The following is a 15,473-nucleotide window of genomic DNA, read 5'->3' on the forward strand; positions in this document are numbered from 1 at the left end:
AGGGTGCGATGTGTCAGTTGTCGGATTGTTTGTGTTAGAACCGCCTGTGCAGGCTGTCGATACACCTAGTACTAAGGCTAGTGTCAAAAGTTGTGTGAAGCGCTTCATGATGGATGTTATAAGGTATAGGTTCTGGCTGATAACCTGTGATTGCTATTATTGTTTACATTCGCTCCGGCACTTCTATACCTAGCAAACTCATGCTCTCGCGCACGAATCGGGCTACCATAGCCGATAGGGCAATACGGAAGTTGCGGGCCTGCTCGTCGGTTTCGTTGAAGATCGAGATCTCCTGGTAGAAACGGTTATAGGCCTTGGCCAACTCGTAGGCATAGTTCGCGATCACTGACGGCGCATACAGCTTGCCTGCCTCCTGCACCACTTCCGGATAGCTTACCAACAGCGTGATCACCTCCTGCTCGGCCTCGTGCAGGTTGTTGAAGTCACCAAACGAAGCGGCATCTACGGCTATTCCCATCTCAGCGGCTTTGCGCAAAATAGCCGAGATGCGGGCGTGCGTGTACTGCACAAACGGACCGGTATTGCCACGGAAGTCAATCGACTCCTGGGGATTGAAGAGCATGCGCTTCTTCGGATCCACTTTCAACAGGAAGTATTTCAAGGCACCCATTGCCAGGGTATGGTACAGCTTCTGCGCCTCTTCCGGCGTAAAGCCCTCGATCTTACCTAGCTCTTCTGTTTGCTGGCGGGCCGTGTCGATCATCTCCTGTACCAGCTCGTCCGCATCTACCACAGTACCCTCTCTCGATTTCATTTTGCCCGATGGCAGGTCTACCATGCCGTAAGACAGGTGATAAATGCCCTCGGCGTATACCTTGCCCAGCTTCTTAAGCACCGCCTTCAGTACCTGGAAATGATAGTTCTGCTCGTCGGCCACCACATAGATGGACTGGTCGTACGGGAAGTCGTTGTACTTCAGTTCGGCCGTACCCATGTCCTGGGTGATGTATACCGATGTGCCGTCGGAGCGGAGCAGCAGTTTCTCATCCAGCCCCTCGTCGGTCAGGTCAACCCATACTGAGCCGTCTGGCTTCTTGAAGAACACGCCTTTCTGCAAGCCCTCTTCCACACGCTCCTTGCCCAAGGTATAGGTCTCGGACTCATAATAGAATTTATCGAAATCAACGCCGATGTTGCGGTAGGTGGCATCGAAGCCTTCGTATACCCAACCGTTCATGGTTTTCCAGAGTGACACTACTTCTTCGTCGCCCTGCTCCCATTTCTGCAGCATGGTCTGTGCCTCCAGAATCAAAGGAGCTTTCTTCTTGGCTTCCTCTTTGTCCATACCTCCTGCAACCAGCTCGTCGATCTGCTCTTTGTAGGCCTTGTCGAACAGCACGTAGTACTTGCCGGCCAGGTGGTCGCCTTTGATGCCGCTGCTCTGTGGTGTTTCGCCGTTGCCCATTTTCTGGTAGGCCAGCATCGACTTACAGATGTGGATACCGCGGTCGTTCACCAGATTGGCCTTCATCACGTTATGGCCGTTGGCTTTCATGATCTCCGACACCGAGTAGCCCAGAAAGTTATTGCGCAGGTGGCCCAGGTGCAACGGCTTGTTCGTGTTCGGCGAGGAGTACTCCACCATCACGTTCTTGCCGGAGTCAGCTGCCTGCCCGTGCGTAGGGTTCGTCATCAGTTCACGGAACAGGCGCACCCATACCTCCTCCTCTATCTCCAGGTTCAGGAAGCCTTTCACCACGTTATAGTTCTTCACCTCGGTAGCATGTTCTTTCAGGTAGGCTCCCAGCGCCTCTCCTATTTGCTCCGGGCCTTTGCCGGCCTGCTTGGTGTAGGGGAAGGTTACGAAGGTGAAGCTGCCGGCAAACTCCTTGCGGGTAGGCTGCAGGCTGATAGTAGATGGGGCAACGGTAAGGCCGAACAAAGCCTCTAATGCTTGGCTGATGCTCTGGCTGATGGCGTTTTGAAGTTGCATTAAGTAGATTAATGTATAGCTGTTTTATTGAATTCTCGGTGTAAAATGGCGTCGGTGGCGGTTTCGAGTATATCGAAGGCATTCTCGGCCATGGTGTTTTCAGTGTCGAGCGTCGGGTTAATCTCGGTCATCTCGTAGCACACAATGCGCGGGTCCTGCAGCAGGTGGTAGTTCAGCACTTTGGCTTCCTCCACGGTCAGGCCTACTTCTACTGGTGTGCCCGTTCCTTTAGAGAACTTCGAATCGAGGCTGTCTACGTCAAAAGACACATAGATGATGTCGCAGTCGCGCAGACGGTCCAGGGCCTCAGCGGCTACCTGCTCAGGGCCTTTCTGGCTCAGCTCGGCATAGGTAAAGTTTTTGATGCCGTGCTTCTCGATCAGGTAATCCTCGGGCTCTTCGGTGTCGCGCACTACAATGTAGACCAAATGCTCGGGCTTCATCTTCGGTCCCGGATAAGCCAGTTTTTTGAGTGAGTTCCAGAAGAAGATCGTCTCCGGCTCGGGGTCGTTGATCTGGCGCTCCAGGTTATCGATGTTCAGGGCCATAGCCAGTGGCATTCCGTGCACATTACCCGAGGGAGAGGTATAGGGTGAATGGATGTCGGCGTGCGCGTCTACCCAAATCACTCCCAAGGTCTTGTCGGGGTAAGCTGCTTTTATACCCGCTATAGTACCGTGCGCGTTAGAATGGTCGCCGGAAAGCACCAGCGGGAACATATCCAGCTCCAGGGTCTGCTCTACGGCATTGGCAATGTTTTTCTGAACTGTCAGGATGCTGTCGATGCGGTGGGCATTCGGAAAAACATCCTTGTCGAACAAGGTATAGTTGAGGTCAGGTACGCTGATAGAGTTGAAGCGCTTGAAATAGTCGCAGCCTTTGTCCCAGCAGGCTACCCGCAACGCATCTATGCCCATACTCGCACCGCGAGTACCGGCTCCCAACTCCGAGCGCACTTCTATCAGTTTTATCTTTTTCATAGGTAAATGGTAGTAAAGCGATGTTCAGTCCGGTTTCCGCTTTTTTATTTCAAAGCCGGCCTTCTCTGCCCCTCAAAATTATTTTCCTGCTCAAAAGAGCGTGATTGAAATAAATAACTGAACGTTTCTTATAAACTAAACAAAGTTTTTGCAAAGATGGTAAATAACGAACAATATTGCATGTTTTCTTAAGCCCACAAGCACCAGAATGGATAAATACACCGACCTGATTCACCAAACTTTTGATTTTCCCACAGATGAGTTCACCGTGGAGAACAACGAGTTGTTTTTCAATGGCATCCCGCTGATGGAGCTGATCAAACAGTACGGCACCCCTTTAAAATTAACATACCTGCCCAAGATTAGTTCGCAGATTCAGAAAGCAAAAGGCTTGTTCAACAACGCCATCCAGAAGCTCGACTACCAGGGTACCTATACCTACTGCTACTGCACCAAGGCCTCTCATTTCTCTTTTGTGTTGGAGGAAGCCCTCAAAAACGACATCCATATCGAGACCTCTTCGGGTTATGATATGCAGATCGTGAAGGCGCTCTATAAAAAAGGCAAGATCAGCAAAGACACTTACATCGTTTGCAACGGCTTCAAGCGCCAGCGCTACCGCCAGTGGATCACCGAGTTCATCAACGATGGCTTCGTAAACTGCATGCCGATACTCGACCACATCGGTGAAATAGACTACTACAAGGAGCACGTGAAGGTGAAAACCAAAGTTGGTATGCGCCTGGCCTCGGACGAAGAGCCGAAGTTCCAGTTCTATACCTCGCGCCTGGGTGTACGCTACAACGACGTGATCGACCTGTACGAGCAGCAGATAAAGCCCGACGACCGTTTTGAGCTCAAAATGCTGCACTACTTCATCAACACCGGTATAAAGGACACCTCGTATTACTGGTCGGAGCTAAGCCGCTTTGTGCACAAGTACTGCGAGCTTAAAAAGGTATGCCCTGAGCTGGACACCATTGACATTGGTGGCGGTTTCCCGATTAAGACCTCGATTCAGGCCGACTACAACTACCAATACATGACCGAGGAGATCCTGCGCACGATCAAGCGCATCTGCCAGGAGGAAGGCGTGCCGGAGCCGAACATCTTCACGGAGTTTGGTATTTTTACGGTAGGCGAAAGTGCAGCCAACATTTACTCCATTCTGGACGAGAAACTCCAGAACGACAAGGAACTTTGGTACATGATCGATGGTTCGTTCATCACCAACCTGCCGGACGCCTGGGCCCTTAACCAGCGCTGGCCGCTACTGGCCGTGAACCACTGGGACAAGGAGTACCGCAAAATACAGCTCGGCGGCATGACCTGCGATAGCCAGGATTACTATAACTCGGAGATGCACTCGTTCCAGGTGTTCCTGCCGAAAATACCCAAGGAGGAGCCTTTGTACATCGGTTTCTTCCACACGGGCGCTTATCAGGAGCAGCTGAGCGGATACGGCGGCATCAAGCACTGCCTCATCCCATCGCCGCAGCACATTCTGGTGGACCGCGACGAGGATGGAAAGCTCAGGAGCTGGCAATTTGCGCCGGAACAGACCTACGAGTCGATGCTGAACATACTGGGATACGAAATTTAGAGCCGCACGCGTTAAATTTCCGTATACTGTTTTGCATTTATAGTAAAAATTGTATTTTTGGATTACCATCGTTTATTTAAATATTTTACCATGAAGAAATTAGCAGCATTCGGCGCATTCATCCTGGCTCTGGGAATGACTTCCTGCAAGACTTACTGCCCAGCCTACAACTTTGCCAGTGTGGAGGCGGCTGAGCAGAGTGCCCCGGCAACTAACCTTGTGCAGGAAACTGAAGTGATCAAAGGCTAATCTGAGCGATTGCCTCTGGATATAAAAAAACCGGCTAAGAGGCCGGTTTTTTTGTTTCTGCTATACCTTGTAACTCAGCGACGCACTGTTCTTCGGGCACTGCACCGCTGCCCCCTACACTATCCGGTTTCCATCTGTGCTGATGGGCTATGCCTATACCTGCTCAAAAAAAATATATCAGCGCTGTAATAATCCGGCAGACTGTGTATCAAATGGATGTAAGAAAACAGAAACCCAAAAATCACATCCAGCATGAAAAAGGCATTCATTTTAGCATTGCTATGGTGCAGCGTCGTAACAGCGTTCGCGCAGCAAAAGGCATTTACCGTGAAAGTGGTCGGGAAAGGACAACCCATTCTATTGATACCCGGCTACAGCTGCAGCGGCGAGGTATGGAACGAAACCGTTGAGCACCTCAAAGACAGGTATGAGTGCCACGTACTCACGCTGGCTGGCTATGCCGGAGCCCCTGCCATTGATTCACCTATTCTGGAATCTGTGAAAGGGGAGATCATCAGCTACGTGAAGCAAAACAAATTGAAGAAACCCATCTTACTGGGGCACAGCCTGGGCTCCTTTATGAGCCTTTGGGTAAGCAGCGAGGCACCGGACCTGTTTGGCAAAGTGGTTTGTGTAGACGGTGTACCTTTCATCTCTGCCATGTCCGATCCTGGTATAACGGAGGAGTCCGTGAAAAACAACCCCTACATGAACCCGGAACAAATCGTGAAAAACTTCGAAGCCATACCCAGCCAAGGCTTTGTGAACCAGGTGGCCGCCGCCATGCGGTCGCAGGTAGCAGACAGCCTGCGGGCCCGCCAGATTGCTACCTGGCAGTTCAACAGCGACAGAAGAACCCTGGGCCTCACCCTGTACGAGATATCTACCACCGACCTGCGCCAGCAGATTGCCCGCATCAAACAACCTGTGCTGGTATTGGGCAGCCTCTACAACACCAAAGCGAACAGCCTGCGCATACTGGGTGAGCAGTACAGCCAGTTAGCCAACAAGACCATCCGGGTAGCCGACAGCAAACACTTTATCATGTACGACCAGCCCCAATGGTTTTATGCCGAGCTGGATGCTTTTCTAAAATAGAGGATGACGCAGCAAGAAACATTCACCTGCCTCTACAGGCAGTATGCGCCCGGCATACGGAAACTGTGCCGCGGCTACACCGGCTCGGCAACGCAGGCGGAGGACCTGCTGCAGGAGTCGTTTCTGGCGGTGTGGAACAACATGCACCTGTACAGAGGCGATGCCAGTTGGGGCACCTGGATTTACCGGATAGCGGTAAACACCTGCCTGCTCTATCTGCGCAAAGAGAAAACCCGGCCAGAGAAAATAGCCGACGATGTGCTGTTAAACCTGGCAGAGGAAGAGCATAACCAGGACAGCGAGGTACAACTGCTCTATACCTGCATCAGCAGGCTACCCGAAACCGACCGACTCATCATTTCGATGGTGCTGGAAGAGCTGCCTTACGAAGACATTGCCTCTATTGCTGGCATCACCGAGAACAACCTGCGGGTAAAAATACACCGGATAAAAAAACAACTAACCGACATGTTCAATAGCTATGCAAGAGTTTGAGGAACTGAAACACATTTGGCAGCAAAGCACACCAGCACCGCAGCCTGGCCCCTTGCCCGACCTGAGCAAAGCATCGGCACAAACCAAAACAAAGCTACAGCGTGCCCAACGCAATGGGGCCATCAGCCTGGTCATCACCGCGCTTTTCATTGCAGGGCTGGCTCTTTGGGGAGACTTCCATTTTAAACAGTGGTATACCTACGCAGCCATGGTACTGGTTAGTCTCATCTGCCTGGCGCAGGCGGGCATTATGTTTTATATCTACCGCAGCATAAAGCAAATCGACGAGACAGCGCCATCTACAGCGCACCTCCGCCAATGGGAGGCTTACTATACCTTCCGGCAGCGGCTTATCCGATGGAACGGCCCTGCGTATTTCCTGCTACTGAATCTGGCTATGGGGCTATACCTGCTGGAAGTACTGGAACGGGCATCGGCACAGTTCCATCTGATTTTCTTTAGTATTTATCTCGGCTGGATGCTATTTGCCTATTTTTACCTGGGCAAAAAAGTGCTCAAAAAAGAAAAGCAGCGCATTACGGGTATGATAGAAGACTTGAGGCAATTGGAAATGCAACTAAAGGAATAGCTCGCCCTATCCGGCAGCACGCAATAGTTGACCAGAACAACTTTTGAAAGCGAAATGACCTGCCAGTCTGAACATAAGTCCTTATAACGTCACAAGATTGGTCCTGTGGCGTTAGGGCCTCCCGTGCAGGTATACAGCTGCTTTTCCGTGTATTGGGAAAGTGTCGTGCTCGTGAAGGCTATTGGTTTGCGTGAACCGCCGGATCATCTAAATTGAACTCGAAGAGCATCAGTTCCTCTGCATCGTCAGACAACTGTACCATTTTGCTGTAGCGCAGGCCTAACTTTTGGAGCAGCTTCTGCGAGGGCACGTTGTCTTTCGTGGTAATTGCCTTCATCTGAGAAATGCCGAACTCCTCTATACCTGCGCGCTTAATCTCCTGGGCGGCCTCAAAACCATAGCCTTGCTTTTCGTATTCCGGCAGAAAGGCAAAGCCAATGTCAATACCTTCCAGCCCTTCCCGGTCATATAGTCCGCAAACGCCCAGCTTCTCTCCATCCGATTTCCGGATGACGGTATAGTTGGCGTACCCTAACCGCTGCAGTTGGGCAGTCACCTTGTCGCGGATATAGGCGACTGCTTCTTCTACGGTATGCACATTCCTGTCTCCTATATACCTGATCCAGGAGGGCGTGTTGAGTAACTTAAGCATGAAAGCTGCATCCTCTTCCGAAGTTGGTTTTAGCAGCAGGCGCTCGGTTTCAAAAGATCTGTACTGAGCCATAAAGTATCTCTTTGCTGGTTATTTCACTTATCCCTTTAGTTGGAGAGTACGTTCAACCCATCTGCAACAATACTCACATAATTGACTTGTTTGCCTTTGTTGCTTTCGAAAATGAAGTCTTGCATGCTTTTGCTGGTATACTTCTTAAAAGTTCCCACAATGGCCAAGCGCACACGGTAGTTGGAAAATTTGTGAAGTATTTCGCCCGCCATGCCTTTCTTCAGGTCAAAAAAATCAGGCGTAATGTTCTTTTCGTGCAGGATGATTTTGTCAAAGTCCTGGTAGTAAAGATTACCCAACTGATCCAGTCCGTCTTCGATACTGTTGATCTCGATGGCATCCGAAATGACCTCTGCAGTTTTTGAATCGTTCACATGGTGGGTTTCTAACTTCATTTTTCGACGATTTGCTGGAGGCTGTAGATGAACTGCGGCTAAGCAACTTTGGAATATACCCCGGCTGGCATAAAGTCCTTGTTAGGCCCAGCTTTTCTATTATTTATGGAAAAGCTGATTAATCCGGCAGCAAACAGTACTGCACCGCCGACAAATGGAAAACCCGCTCCAACTAAATCTTCAAGAACAGGAGAGAATAAGAAAGGCAAACAGTACAGCATACCCACTACACCTAAAATCATGGAGAGACAAGAAGCAATTAAACTTAGTTTTTTCATCTTTACTTGCATTACGACTTGTATATCTTCTGTCCCGATTACTCTTTTTCTGAGATCTGCCGTGCAGTACTTTGCATATTGGTCAATCTGCCAATGTTTTATCGGTTGAGAGGCTAACCCGCTTTTAAAGTCTTTATAGAATGTCCGCCATTTATTAGGAAGAAGTAGGAATCCGTACAAAAAGATGGCAAGACTTAGAATTGACACATTACCGTTGCCAATCATGAAAGCTTGCATCCTTATTTCATCAACAGGATTCATTTTGTAGTCCAGAAGCACGTGTTTAAGGTCATGAGATTCATAGCCAGGGACAAGTCTTAGTTTATTTTTTGATAAGCACTCAGCGATGTCCTTGCCTAGTGTTCCTTTTTCTAATTCCTGAAGCTTATCTACTTTCTTCTGATATCTTTCAATATTACTGAAGTGCTCAATCAACCAGACAGCCAAGTGAAAAGAGAGGGTGATGATCAGTTGAGGAATTTTAGATATTTTCTTCATTTCTATTGCTTTAAATTAGGCCTAACTCTTAAAAGTGCGACACTACGTAGTTCCTTCACATCTACGTCAACTAAACGTACTTCCTCTTATGTTAAATATAGGAAATTAAATATAAGCTCCAGTCCTATTTTCTCTTTTCCTGCAGAATGATCTGAACAGCTTCCCACAGGTCATCTGCCTGCCAGGTATAGCTGCCGTATTTGTACTTATCGCCTACTATGATACTGCGCACGCCCACTTTTTCGGCGGCTTCCAGGTCGCGGTGGGAGTCGCCTACCATCCAGCTTTGAGAGGGATCTAGGCTATACCTGGCCATGGCACGCTCCAGCATCAGGCTGTCGGGTTTGCGGGACAGGGACTCGGAGTAGTCTGGGTGCGATGGGGCGTAGTAAATGGCATCGATCAGGTGGCCGCAGCTCTCCTGCAGTTTCTGGTGGCAGGCCATTACATCGGCCTTGGTATACAGGCCTTTGGCAATACCGCCCTGGTTTGTAACCACAATCAGCAAATAGCCGTTTTGCTTCAAAAGCGCCAATGCCTCCGGCACGCCCGGCAGCACTTCAAAATCTTCCAAGGTATAGGTATAGTCTCCTCGCTCGCGGTTAAGCACGCCGTCACGGTCCAGGAATACGCATTTTTGCTGCATTGTCAGTCTATAGGTTCAGGCGCTAAAATTAGAATTATTACGTTGGATATGCATGCCATGGTAGCAATACTGCCGCATAACAGTACAAATAAATATCAGCATACAGGCAGCAGATTATGAGAGTAGCGATTATCGGAGCGGGAATTTCAGGCCTGTCTTTGGCCTATTACCTACAGCGGCAGGGCGTAGCATACGACCTTTTTGAGGCGGGAAGCGAGGTGGGCGGCAACATGCGTACCCTGCGCAAAAACGGCTATACCTTCGAGCTCGGCCCCAACACCCTGCAAATGAACGAAGAGCTCCTGCAGCTCATCACAGAGCTCAAACTGGAGACCGAACTGCTCCCCCTCACCCCGCGCAATAACAAAAGGTATGTGCTGCACAAGGGTAAACTGCATCCGGTACCCTCCAGCCCGAAATGCTTTCTGGCAAACGACATATTCTCAAAAGAAGACAAGTACAGGATTCTGCAGGAAAGAAAGCAACCGCCAGCAGAAGTAGAGAATGAAACCATCTCCGATTTTTTTGAGCGTCGCTTCGGCGTGAAACAGATGGACTACCTGGCTGCCCCGATGATCAGCGGTCTTTATGGAGGCGATCCCAGGCAGCTGCTGGTTAACAAGGCTCATCCGGAGCTTAAAGAACTCGAAACAGCGTATGGATCGGTGCTGGAGGGAATGGTGCAGCGAAAGAAACGTGGCGTGTTCCAGCGGGCTTTCTCGTTCCGCAATGGCATGTCCACGTTGCCAGAGGCCATTGCCGACAAGCTCATTTCGCTGCACCTGGATCACAAGGTCGAGTTCATTACCCGCATCAAAGGCAAGTACATCATCAGCTGCGCCTCCAACGGCGACCACGACAACGAGGAATATGACAAACTGGTGCTTGCCTTGCCCGCTCACCAGGCGGCCGAACTGATCGAGTTTACCTACCCAGGTATGGCGGCGGCGCTGCAAAACATCAACTACCCGCCTATGGCTGTAGTGCACACCGTGTATAACCGCGCCGAAGTGGGCCATCCTTTGCAAGGCTTCGGGGCGCTGCACCCCTGGGAGGAGCAATCGTTCACGTCAGGCTCTATCTGGACGAGCTCATTGTTTGAAGGGCGCTGTCGTCCGCACGAGGTCATGCTCACTTCTTTTGTAGGTGGCACCCGCTTTGCCGAGCATGCCCTGCTAAATGAGCGCAGCCTGCTTGAGCAGGTGCACCGTGAACTCTGCGAAACCTATCAGATCAAGGCACTGGCGCCTGTGTACCAGCACGTGCACCTATGGCCGCACGCCATGCCGCAGTTCGACTTATACATAAAAGACGCCCACCACATGGCCGAGGTGCTCGAGCAGGACGGCCTCTTTATCTCAGCCAACTGGTATGCCGGCGTCTCGGTGCCGGGCTGTGTACGCGAAGCCAAAGCCATTGCCACCAAAATTAATCCCCGCGCCGTTTCCCGCTCAATAGCTGAATAACTATATTTGCGGTATGAATGACTCGCTGGTGATCATACCCACCTACAACGAAAAGGAGAATATTGAGGCTATTGTCAGGAAGGTGATGTCACTCCCCCACCCTTTCGACCTGCTGATTGTAGACGACAGCTCCCCGGACGGCACCGCCGACATCGTGCGAACTTTGCAGCAGGAGTTTCCGGAGCGCCTGCACCTTGAGTCACGCACCGGTAAGCTGGGTTTGGGTACAGCCTATATTCACGGCTTTAAATATGCGCTGCGCCAGGGTTACGAATACATTTTTGAGATGGACGCCGACTTTTCGCACAACCCCGATGACCTGGTGCGCCTCTACCAGGCCTGTGCCGAAGACGGATATGACATGTCGATCGGCAGCCGCTATGTGCAGGGTGTAAACGTGGTGAACTGGCCCATGAGCCGGGTACTGATGTCGTGGTTTGCCAGCCTGTACGTGCGCCTGATCACCGGCATGCCCATTGCCGACACCACTGCCGGCTTTGTTTGTTATCGCCGCAGGGTGCTCAAAACCATCCAGCTCAATAAGATCCGCTTCGTAGGCTACGCTTTCCAGATCGAGATGAAGTTCCTCACGTTCAAGTATGGCTTCAAGATTAAAGAAGTGCCCATCATTTTCACGGACCGCACCAAGGGGCAATCCAAAATGTCGAAGGGCATCTTCCAGGAGGCCGTGCTCGGTGTGATCCGGATGAAAGTGAACAGCTTTTTCCGCCATTTCGACCGTTACTAGGCACGGGCTATACCTGCCGGCGCCTGTTTCCCCGAAATATATTGTTGTGGCCAGAGAGGCATAGGACGCACTGAATCAATTATCTTTGCAGATTAGGTATAGCTACGCCTACAATGCTTGTGGGCTCTCATGCGTCAACCACTATCACTTATGAACGATATCCTTTTCTGGGTCATATTCAACGCGTTTATCCTGCTGCTGCTAGCGCTGGACCTGTTCGTGTTTCATCGGAAAGAGCACGTGGTAAAAATAAAGGAGGCCCTGCTTTGGAGCGCTTTCTGGATTGCCCTTGCACTGCTCTTCAATGTGGGAATTTACTACTGGAAAGGGTCTGCTCCCGCCATGGAGTTCCTCACGGCCTACTTGATCGAGAAGTCGCTGAGCGTTGACAATCTCTTCGTCTTCATCCTAATCTTCAACTTCTTTAAAGTGCCGCAGCAATACCAGCACAAGATCCTTTTTTGGGGTATTATCGGTGCTTTGGTGCTGCGGGGTATTTTCATCATCGTTGGTGTAGCGCTTATCTCCAAGTTCCATTTCATCATTTACATACTGGGTGCTTTCCTGGTCTACACAGGCATCAAAATGGCCTTTACCAAAAGTGACGATGAACTGCACCCCGAGCAGAACCCTTTAATTGTGTGGGCCAGCCAAAAGCTGCGCTTCACCAAAACGGCGGTCGGCGGCAAATTCTTTACCAAGATCGACGGCAAGCTGTATGCTACCCCGCTCTTTCTGGTCCTGATTATGGTGGAGAGTACAGATGTGGTGTTTGCTGCCGATTCTATACCTGCCATCCTGGCCATTTCGAAGGATCCGTTTATTGTCTATACCTCCAATGTGTTCGCCCTGTTGGGGCTGCGGGCGCTTTACTTTGCCCTGGCCGGCATCATGCAGCTGTTCCATTACCTGCACTATGGTTTGTCGCTGATCCTTGTTTTTATTGGCGCCAAACTGCTGCTGAGCGACATCTACCACATGGACATGCGCTATGCCCTGTTGGTAGTGGGCTCCATACTGGCAGTATCTATTGTGGTTTCGCTTCTTTTCCCTAAAAAAGACGACAAGCTGCCTCCTCCACCCGATATCAGTATACCTTAACTAAGGTTATTTCAGATTTTTCCCTAAAATATACTTGCTATATTTGCTTTTCTGAGTTAAAATACGTTCAATTGCAACATAATTGAGAAGAAATGATTTTCGCTAACGCCTCCATTTTTACAAATTCTAAGCTGGTGCCTCTTGCGGGGCTCCCTGGTAGAACTTTGTGCGTTAGGTAAACATCAACATACACAGGTACCACAGGAGCCCCGCCAACAGCGGGGCTTTTTTGTTTTAAGGCATATTATAAATTACATAAACACATGAGTACAGCAGCACACAGCAGCATGAAGTTAGCAGGACAGCAAAGCCAATTGGTAAGCCATAAGCGCCCGATGGTGATTGCGGGTCCGTGCAGCGCTGAGAGTGAAGCGCAAATGTTGCAAACCGCCCTTGGCCTGAAAAAGGTGAAAGGCGTGTCGGTGTTCAGAGCGGGTATCTGGAAGCCGCGCACCCGCCCGGGAAGCTTCAATGGAGTAGGCACAATCGGGCTGGAGTGGTTGCGCACCGTAAAAGTCGAAACCGGACTGCGTACTGCCTGCGAAGTAGCCAACGCCACACAAACCGAGCAAGCCCTGCAGCACGGCGTGGACATCCTGTTGATTGGCGCCCACACCACTGTAAACCCTTTTCTGGTGCAGGAGATCGCCGACGCGCTGAAAGGCGTGCAGGTGGCTGTACTCGTTAAGAACCCGGTAAACCCCGACCTGGCTTTGTGGCTGGGTGCTCTGGAGCGCATGCATAATAGTGGCATCACAGAGCTTGGCGCAATGCACCGCGGCTTCTCTACCCTGGACAGTGCCCCCTACCGCAACCACCCAAAGTGGGAACATGCCCTGGAGTTGCGCCAGCAAGTGCCTGGCCTGGCCATGTACTGCGACGCCAGCCACATAGCGGGTCGCCGCAGTTTGCTACGCCCGGTAAGCCAACGTGCCCTTGACCTGGGTTATGATGGCCTGATGGTGGAATCGCATCACAACCCGGCAGCGGCGTTGAGCGATGCCCAACAGCAAATCATGCCGCAGGAGCTGCACATGCTGTTACAAGCTTTGAAACAGCAGCATACACCAGCCGAAAAGCTGAAGCAAAACGCCCAGATAGAGAAGCTCCGCAAAGAGATCGAGAACCTGGATGACGAGTTGATGACTTTGTTATCGCGACGTACCAAAGTTACGGCCCAGCTCGGCGATTACAACAAGCCAGTTGAGCAGCAAACCGAAACGCCGGATCCGGTTCGTTGGGACCTGGTATTGGAAAACCTGTTGCACCAGGCCAGCAGCGCAGGCATAGACCAAACTGTGGTTAAGACTATCTTCCAGGAAGTGCGTTCGCAGTATGCCCGCACCCACCTGTATAACTATGGGTTAAGTTCCTAGTTAGGCCTGTCCACTCTAAAAAGCCCTGCTCCGGAATAGCATAAATAGCTTCGGAGCAGGGCTTTTTTTGTGCAATCACAATCTGTAAAGACATCGCGATTATCTCGTACAAAGGGCTTTCTTCTCATATTTCTATTTGAAACCTAGCTGTTTTGATCCAAAACTTGGATACAATTCCATAACTATACCCTTATTATTTAAAAATATTTTTATAAAAATATTTGAATATTAAAATTTAATGCAACAATTTTACCATAACATAAGTTAAAGACTAAAAATTAGTATATATCTATACACAACTACTAACCCTTTATAAAAATCAAAATGAAGAAACTGTACATTTTCACCACAGCGCTACTCATGTTAGCCGGTACTTTCACAAGCTGTACAAAAGAGCTTGATGATGTGGGCCTGAATGCCTCGTCTATTGATGCGGCGAAGAAAGAAGTTGGTGCTACTAATGGAAACAATACGCCAAGAGTAGATGCTGATATCAACCTAGGCTTCTCTCCTGCTACACAAATGATTGGCAATACTGTGACAATTACCCTTAGTTTTGGCACTAATGCACCTAGTAATGGTAAAATACATCTAGAGCAGGCAACAGGTGTTGATGGCGAAGGTAATACTATATGGTCATTAGTAGAGGCTTATGAAGTAATTGCTGGTGGTGCCTATACACACGAATTTACCTCTAATGTAGCCGGAACATTTGATTTCAGAGCCCACTACATTGCACAAGGCAATAACGGTTTCAGCAACACGTTCAAGTACGGTTCTGTAATTTATACAGAAGACTGTGTTCAGAATATGACAGCTACAGTTGTTGAGAAAGAACTTATCGGTACTAACATGTACAGATTAAAAGTTGCATTCACATTGAATACTTGTAAGGATTATTCAGATGTACACATCCAGGGCGGCTTGACTGCTAAAGTATCTAATGTGAGCGTGAGCGAAAACGGCACTATTAGAAAGAAGACCGAAAATGATAACTATACTATTTATTGGGATGAGGCTTCTCTCGCAAAAGGCACAAAGACTTACTATGTTACTTTTGACAAGGAAATCAAAGGTGCAGGCATGGTAACTGGTGACTGGTCAGCTAAAACTCCAGACGGATCTGTAGTAGCCTCTACAGAGGGTGCTTATTTCAATCCTGCAGAGTAATCAGGAAAGTTTTTTATAAAATAAAAAGGCTGCCTTAGAGCAGCCTTTTTATTTTTGTGCACACCGAATCATTTCCGAACCTGCTGTCTGTCGTAATTATTTG

The 15,473-nt window shown here is 49.7% G+C and carries 16 protein-coding genes; 10 read left to right on the forward strand and 6 right to left on the reverse strand.

Annotated elements, in window-relative coordinates:
• Positions 1–163 precede the first annotated feature (163 nt).
• Both argS and rocF read right to left on the reverse strand, forming a co-directional pair.
• Positions 164–1,954 (reverse strand): arginine--tRNA ligase, encoded by a 1,791-nt coding sequence (gene argS / locus BD749_RS06655; RefSeq protein WP_101443528.1) that lies wholly within the window; start codon positions 1,952–1,954, stop codon positions 164–166.
• Positions 1,955–1,962: 8 nt separating this feature from the next.
• A complete protein-coding gene (rocF, locus tag BD749_RS06660; RefSeq protein WP_101443529.1) occupies positions 1,963–2,934 on the reverse strand; it encodes an arginase in 972 nt (323 codons plus the stop codon).
• A gap of 208 nt (positions 2,935–3,142) precedes the next feature.
• Here rocF and BD749_RS06665 point away from each other — a divergent pair, with 208 nt between their 5' ends.
• From BD749_RS06665 to BD749_RS06680, 5 genes are all read left to right on the forward strand, one after another.
• Positions 3,143–4,537, forward strand: a complete 1,395-nt coding sequence (locus BD749_RS06665) for a type III PLP-dependent enzyme domain-containing protein (RefSeq protein ID WP_101443530.1) — start codon at positions 3,143–3,145, stop codon at positions 4,535–4,537.
• A gap of 90 nt (positions 4,538–4,627) precedes the next feature.
• Positions 4,628–4,786 (forward strand): hypothetical protein, encoded by a 159-nt coding sequence (locus tag BD749_RS19350; RefSeq protein ID WP_180336335.1) that lies wholly within the window; start codon positions 4,628–4,630, stop codon positions 4,784–4,786.
• A gap of 252 nt (positions 4,787–5,038) precedes the next feature.
• Positions 5,039–5,884 carry an alpha/beta hydrolase gene (locus tag BD749_RS06670; protein WP_101443531.1) on the forward strand — a complete coding sequence of 282 codons (846 nt, stop codon included), beginning with the start codon at positions 5,039–5,041 and terminating at the stop codon, positions 5,882–5,884.
• Positions 5,885–5,887: 3 nt separating this feature from the next.
• Positions 5,888–6,379, forward strand: coding sequence for an RNA polymerase sigma factor (locus BD749_RS06675; RefSeq protein ID WP_101443532.1), 492 nt, complete (start codon positions 5,888–5,890; stop codon positions 6,377–6,379).
• Positions 6,366–6,968 carry a hypothetical protein gene (locus tag BD749_RS06680; RefSeq protein ID WP_101443533.1) on the forward strand — a complete coding sequence of 201 codons (603 nt, stop codon included), beginning with the start codon at positions 6,366–6,368 and terminating at the stop codon, positions 6,966–6,968. The genes BD749_RS06675 and BD749_RS06680 overlap by 14 nt, the downstream gene beginning before the upstream one ends.
• A gap of 178 nt (positions 6,969–7,146) precedes the next feature.
• On the opposite strand, the gene BD749_RS06685 is transcribed toward BD749_RS06680, so the two are convergent.
• The 4 genes from BD749_RS06685 to BD749_RS06700 all read right to left on the reverse strand — a co-directional run bounded on the left by BD749_RS06685 (position 7,147) and on the right by BD749_RS06700 (position 9,509).
• A complete protein-coding gene (locus BD749_RS06685; RefSeq protein ID WP_101443534.1) occupies positions 7,147–7,692 on the reverse strand; it encodes a GNAT family N-acetyltransferase in 546 nt (181 codons plus the stop codon).
• Positions 7,693–7,727: 35 nt separating this feature from the next.
• Positions 7,728–8,087 (reverse strand): DUF4180 domain-containing protein, encoded by a 360-nt coding sequence (locus BD749_RS06690; RefSeq protein ID WP_101443535.1) that lies wholly within the window; start codon positions 8,085–8,087, stop codon positions 7,728–7,730.
• A gap of 38 nt (positions 8,088–8,125) precedes the next feature.
• On the reverse strand, positions 8,126–8,863 hold the full coding sequence (locus BD749_RS06695; RefSeq protein WP_101443536.1) for a hypothetical protein: 738 nt from the start codon (positions 8,861–8,863) through the stop codon (positions 8,126–8,128).
• 124 nt (positions 8,864–8,987) lie between these two features.
• On the reverse strand, positions 8,988–9,509 hold the full coding sequence (locus tag BD749_RS06700; RefSeq protein ID WP_101443537.1) for a D-glycero-alpha-D-manno-heptose-1,7-bisphosphate 7-phosphatase: 522 nt from the start codon (positions 9,507–9,509) through the stop codon (positions 8,988–8,990).
• Positions 9,510–9,625: 116 nt separating this feature from the next.
• On the opposite strand from BD749_RS06700, the gene hemG reads away from it, so the two are divergent.
• The 5 genes from hemG (at position 9,626) to BD749_RS06725 (ending at position 15,370) form a co-directional block, all read left to right on the forward strand.
• Positions 9,626–10,975 carry a protoporphyrinogen oxidase gene (gene hemG / locus BD749_RS06705; RefSeq protein WP_101443538.1) on the forward strand — a complete coding sequence of 450 codons (1,350 nt, stop codon included), beginning with the start codon at positions 9,626–9,628 and terminating at the stop codon, positions 10,973–10,975.
• 13 nt (positions 10,976–10,988) lie between these two features.
• Entirely contained in the window at positions 10,989–11,723 is a 735-nt protein-coding gene (locus BD749_RS06710) for a polyprenol monophosphomannose synthase (RefSeq protein WP_101443539.1), read from the forward strand.
• A 150-nt stretch (positions 11,724–11,873) separates the two neighbouring features.
• Complete coding sequence (locus BD749_RS06715) at positions 11,874–12,824, forward strand: TerC family protein (RefSeq protein WP_101443540.1); 951 nt, start codon at positions 11,874–11,876, stop codon at positions 12,822–12,824.
• Positions 12,825–13,087: 263 nt separating this feature from the next.
• Entirely contained in the window at positions 13,088–14,200 is a 1,113-nt protein-coding gene (locus BD749_RS06720; RefSeq protein WP_245868831.1) for a chorismate mutase, read from the forward strand.
• 324 nt (positions 14,201–14,524) lie between these two features.
• Positions 14,525–15,370, forward strand: a complete 846-nt coding sequence (locus BD749_RS06725) for a hypothetical protein (RefSeq protein WP_101443541.1) — start codon at positions 14,525–14,527, stop codon at positions 15,368–15,370.
• Positions 15,371–15,473: the final 103 nt, after the last annotated feature.

Origin of the sequence: Pontibacter ramchanderi (assembly GCF_002846395.1) — a bacterium.
Lineage (GTDB): Bacteria > Bacteroidota > Bacteroidia > Cytophagales > Hymenobacteraceae > Pontibacter > Pontibacter ramchanderi.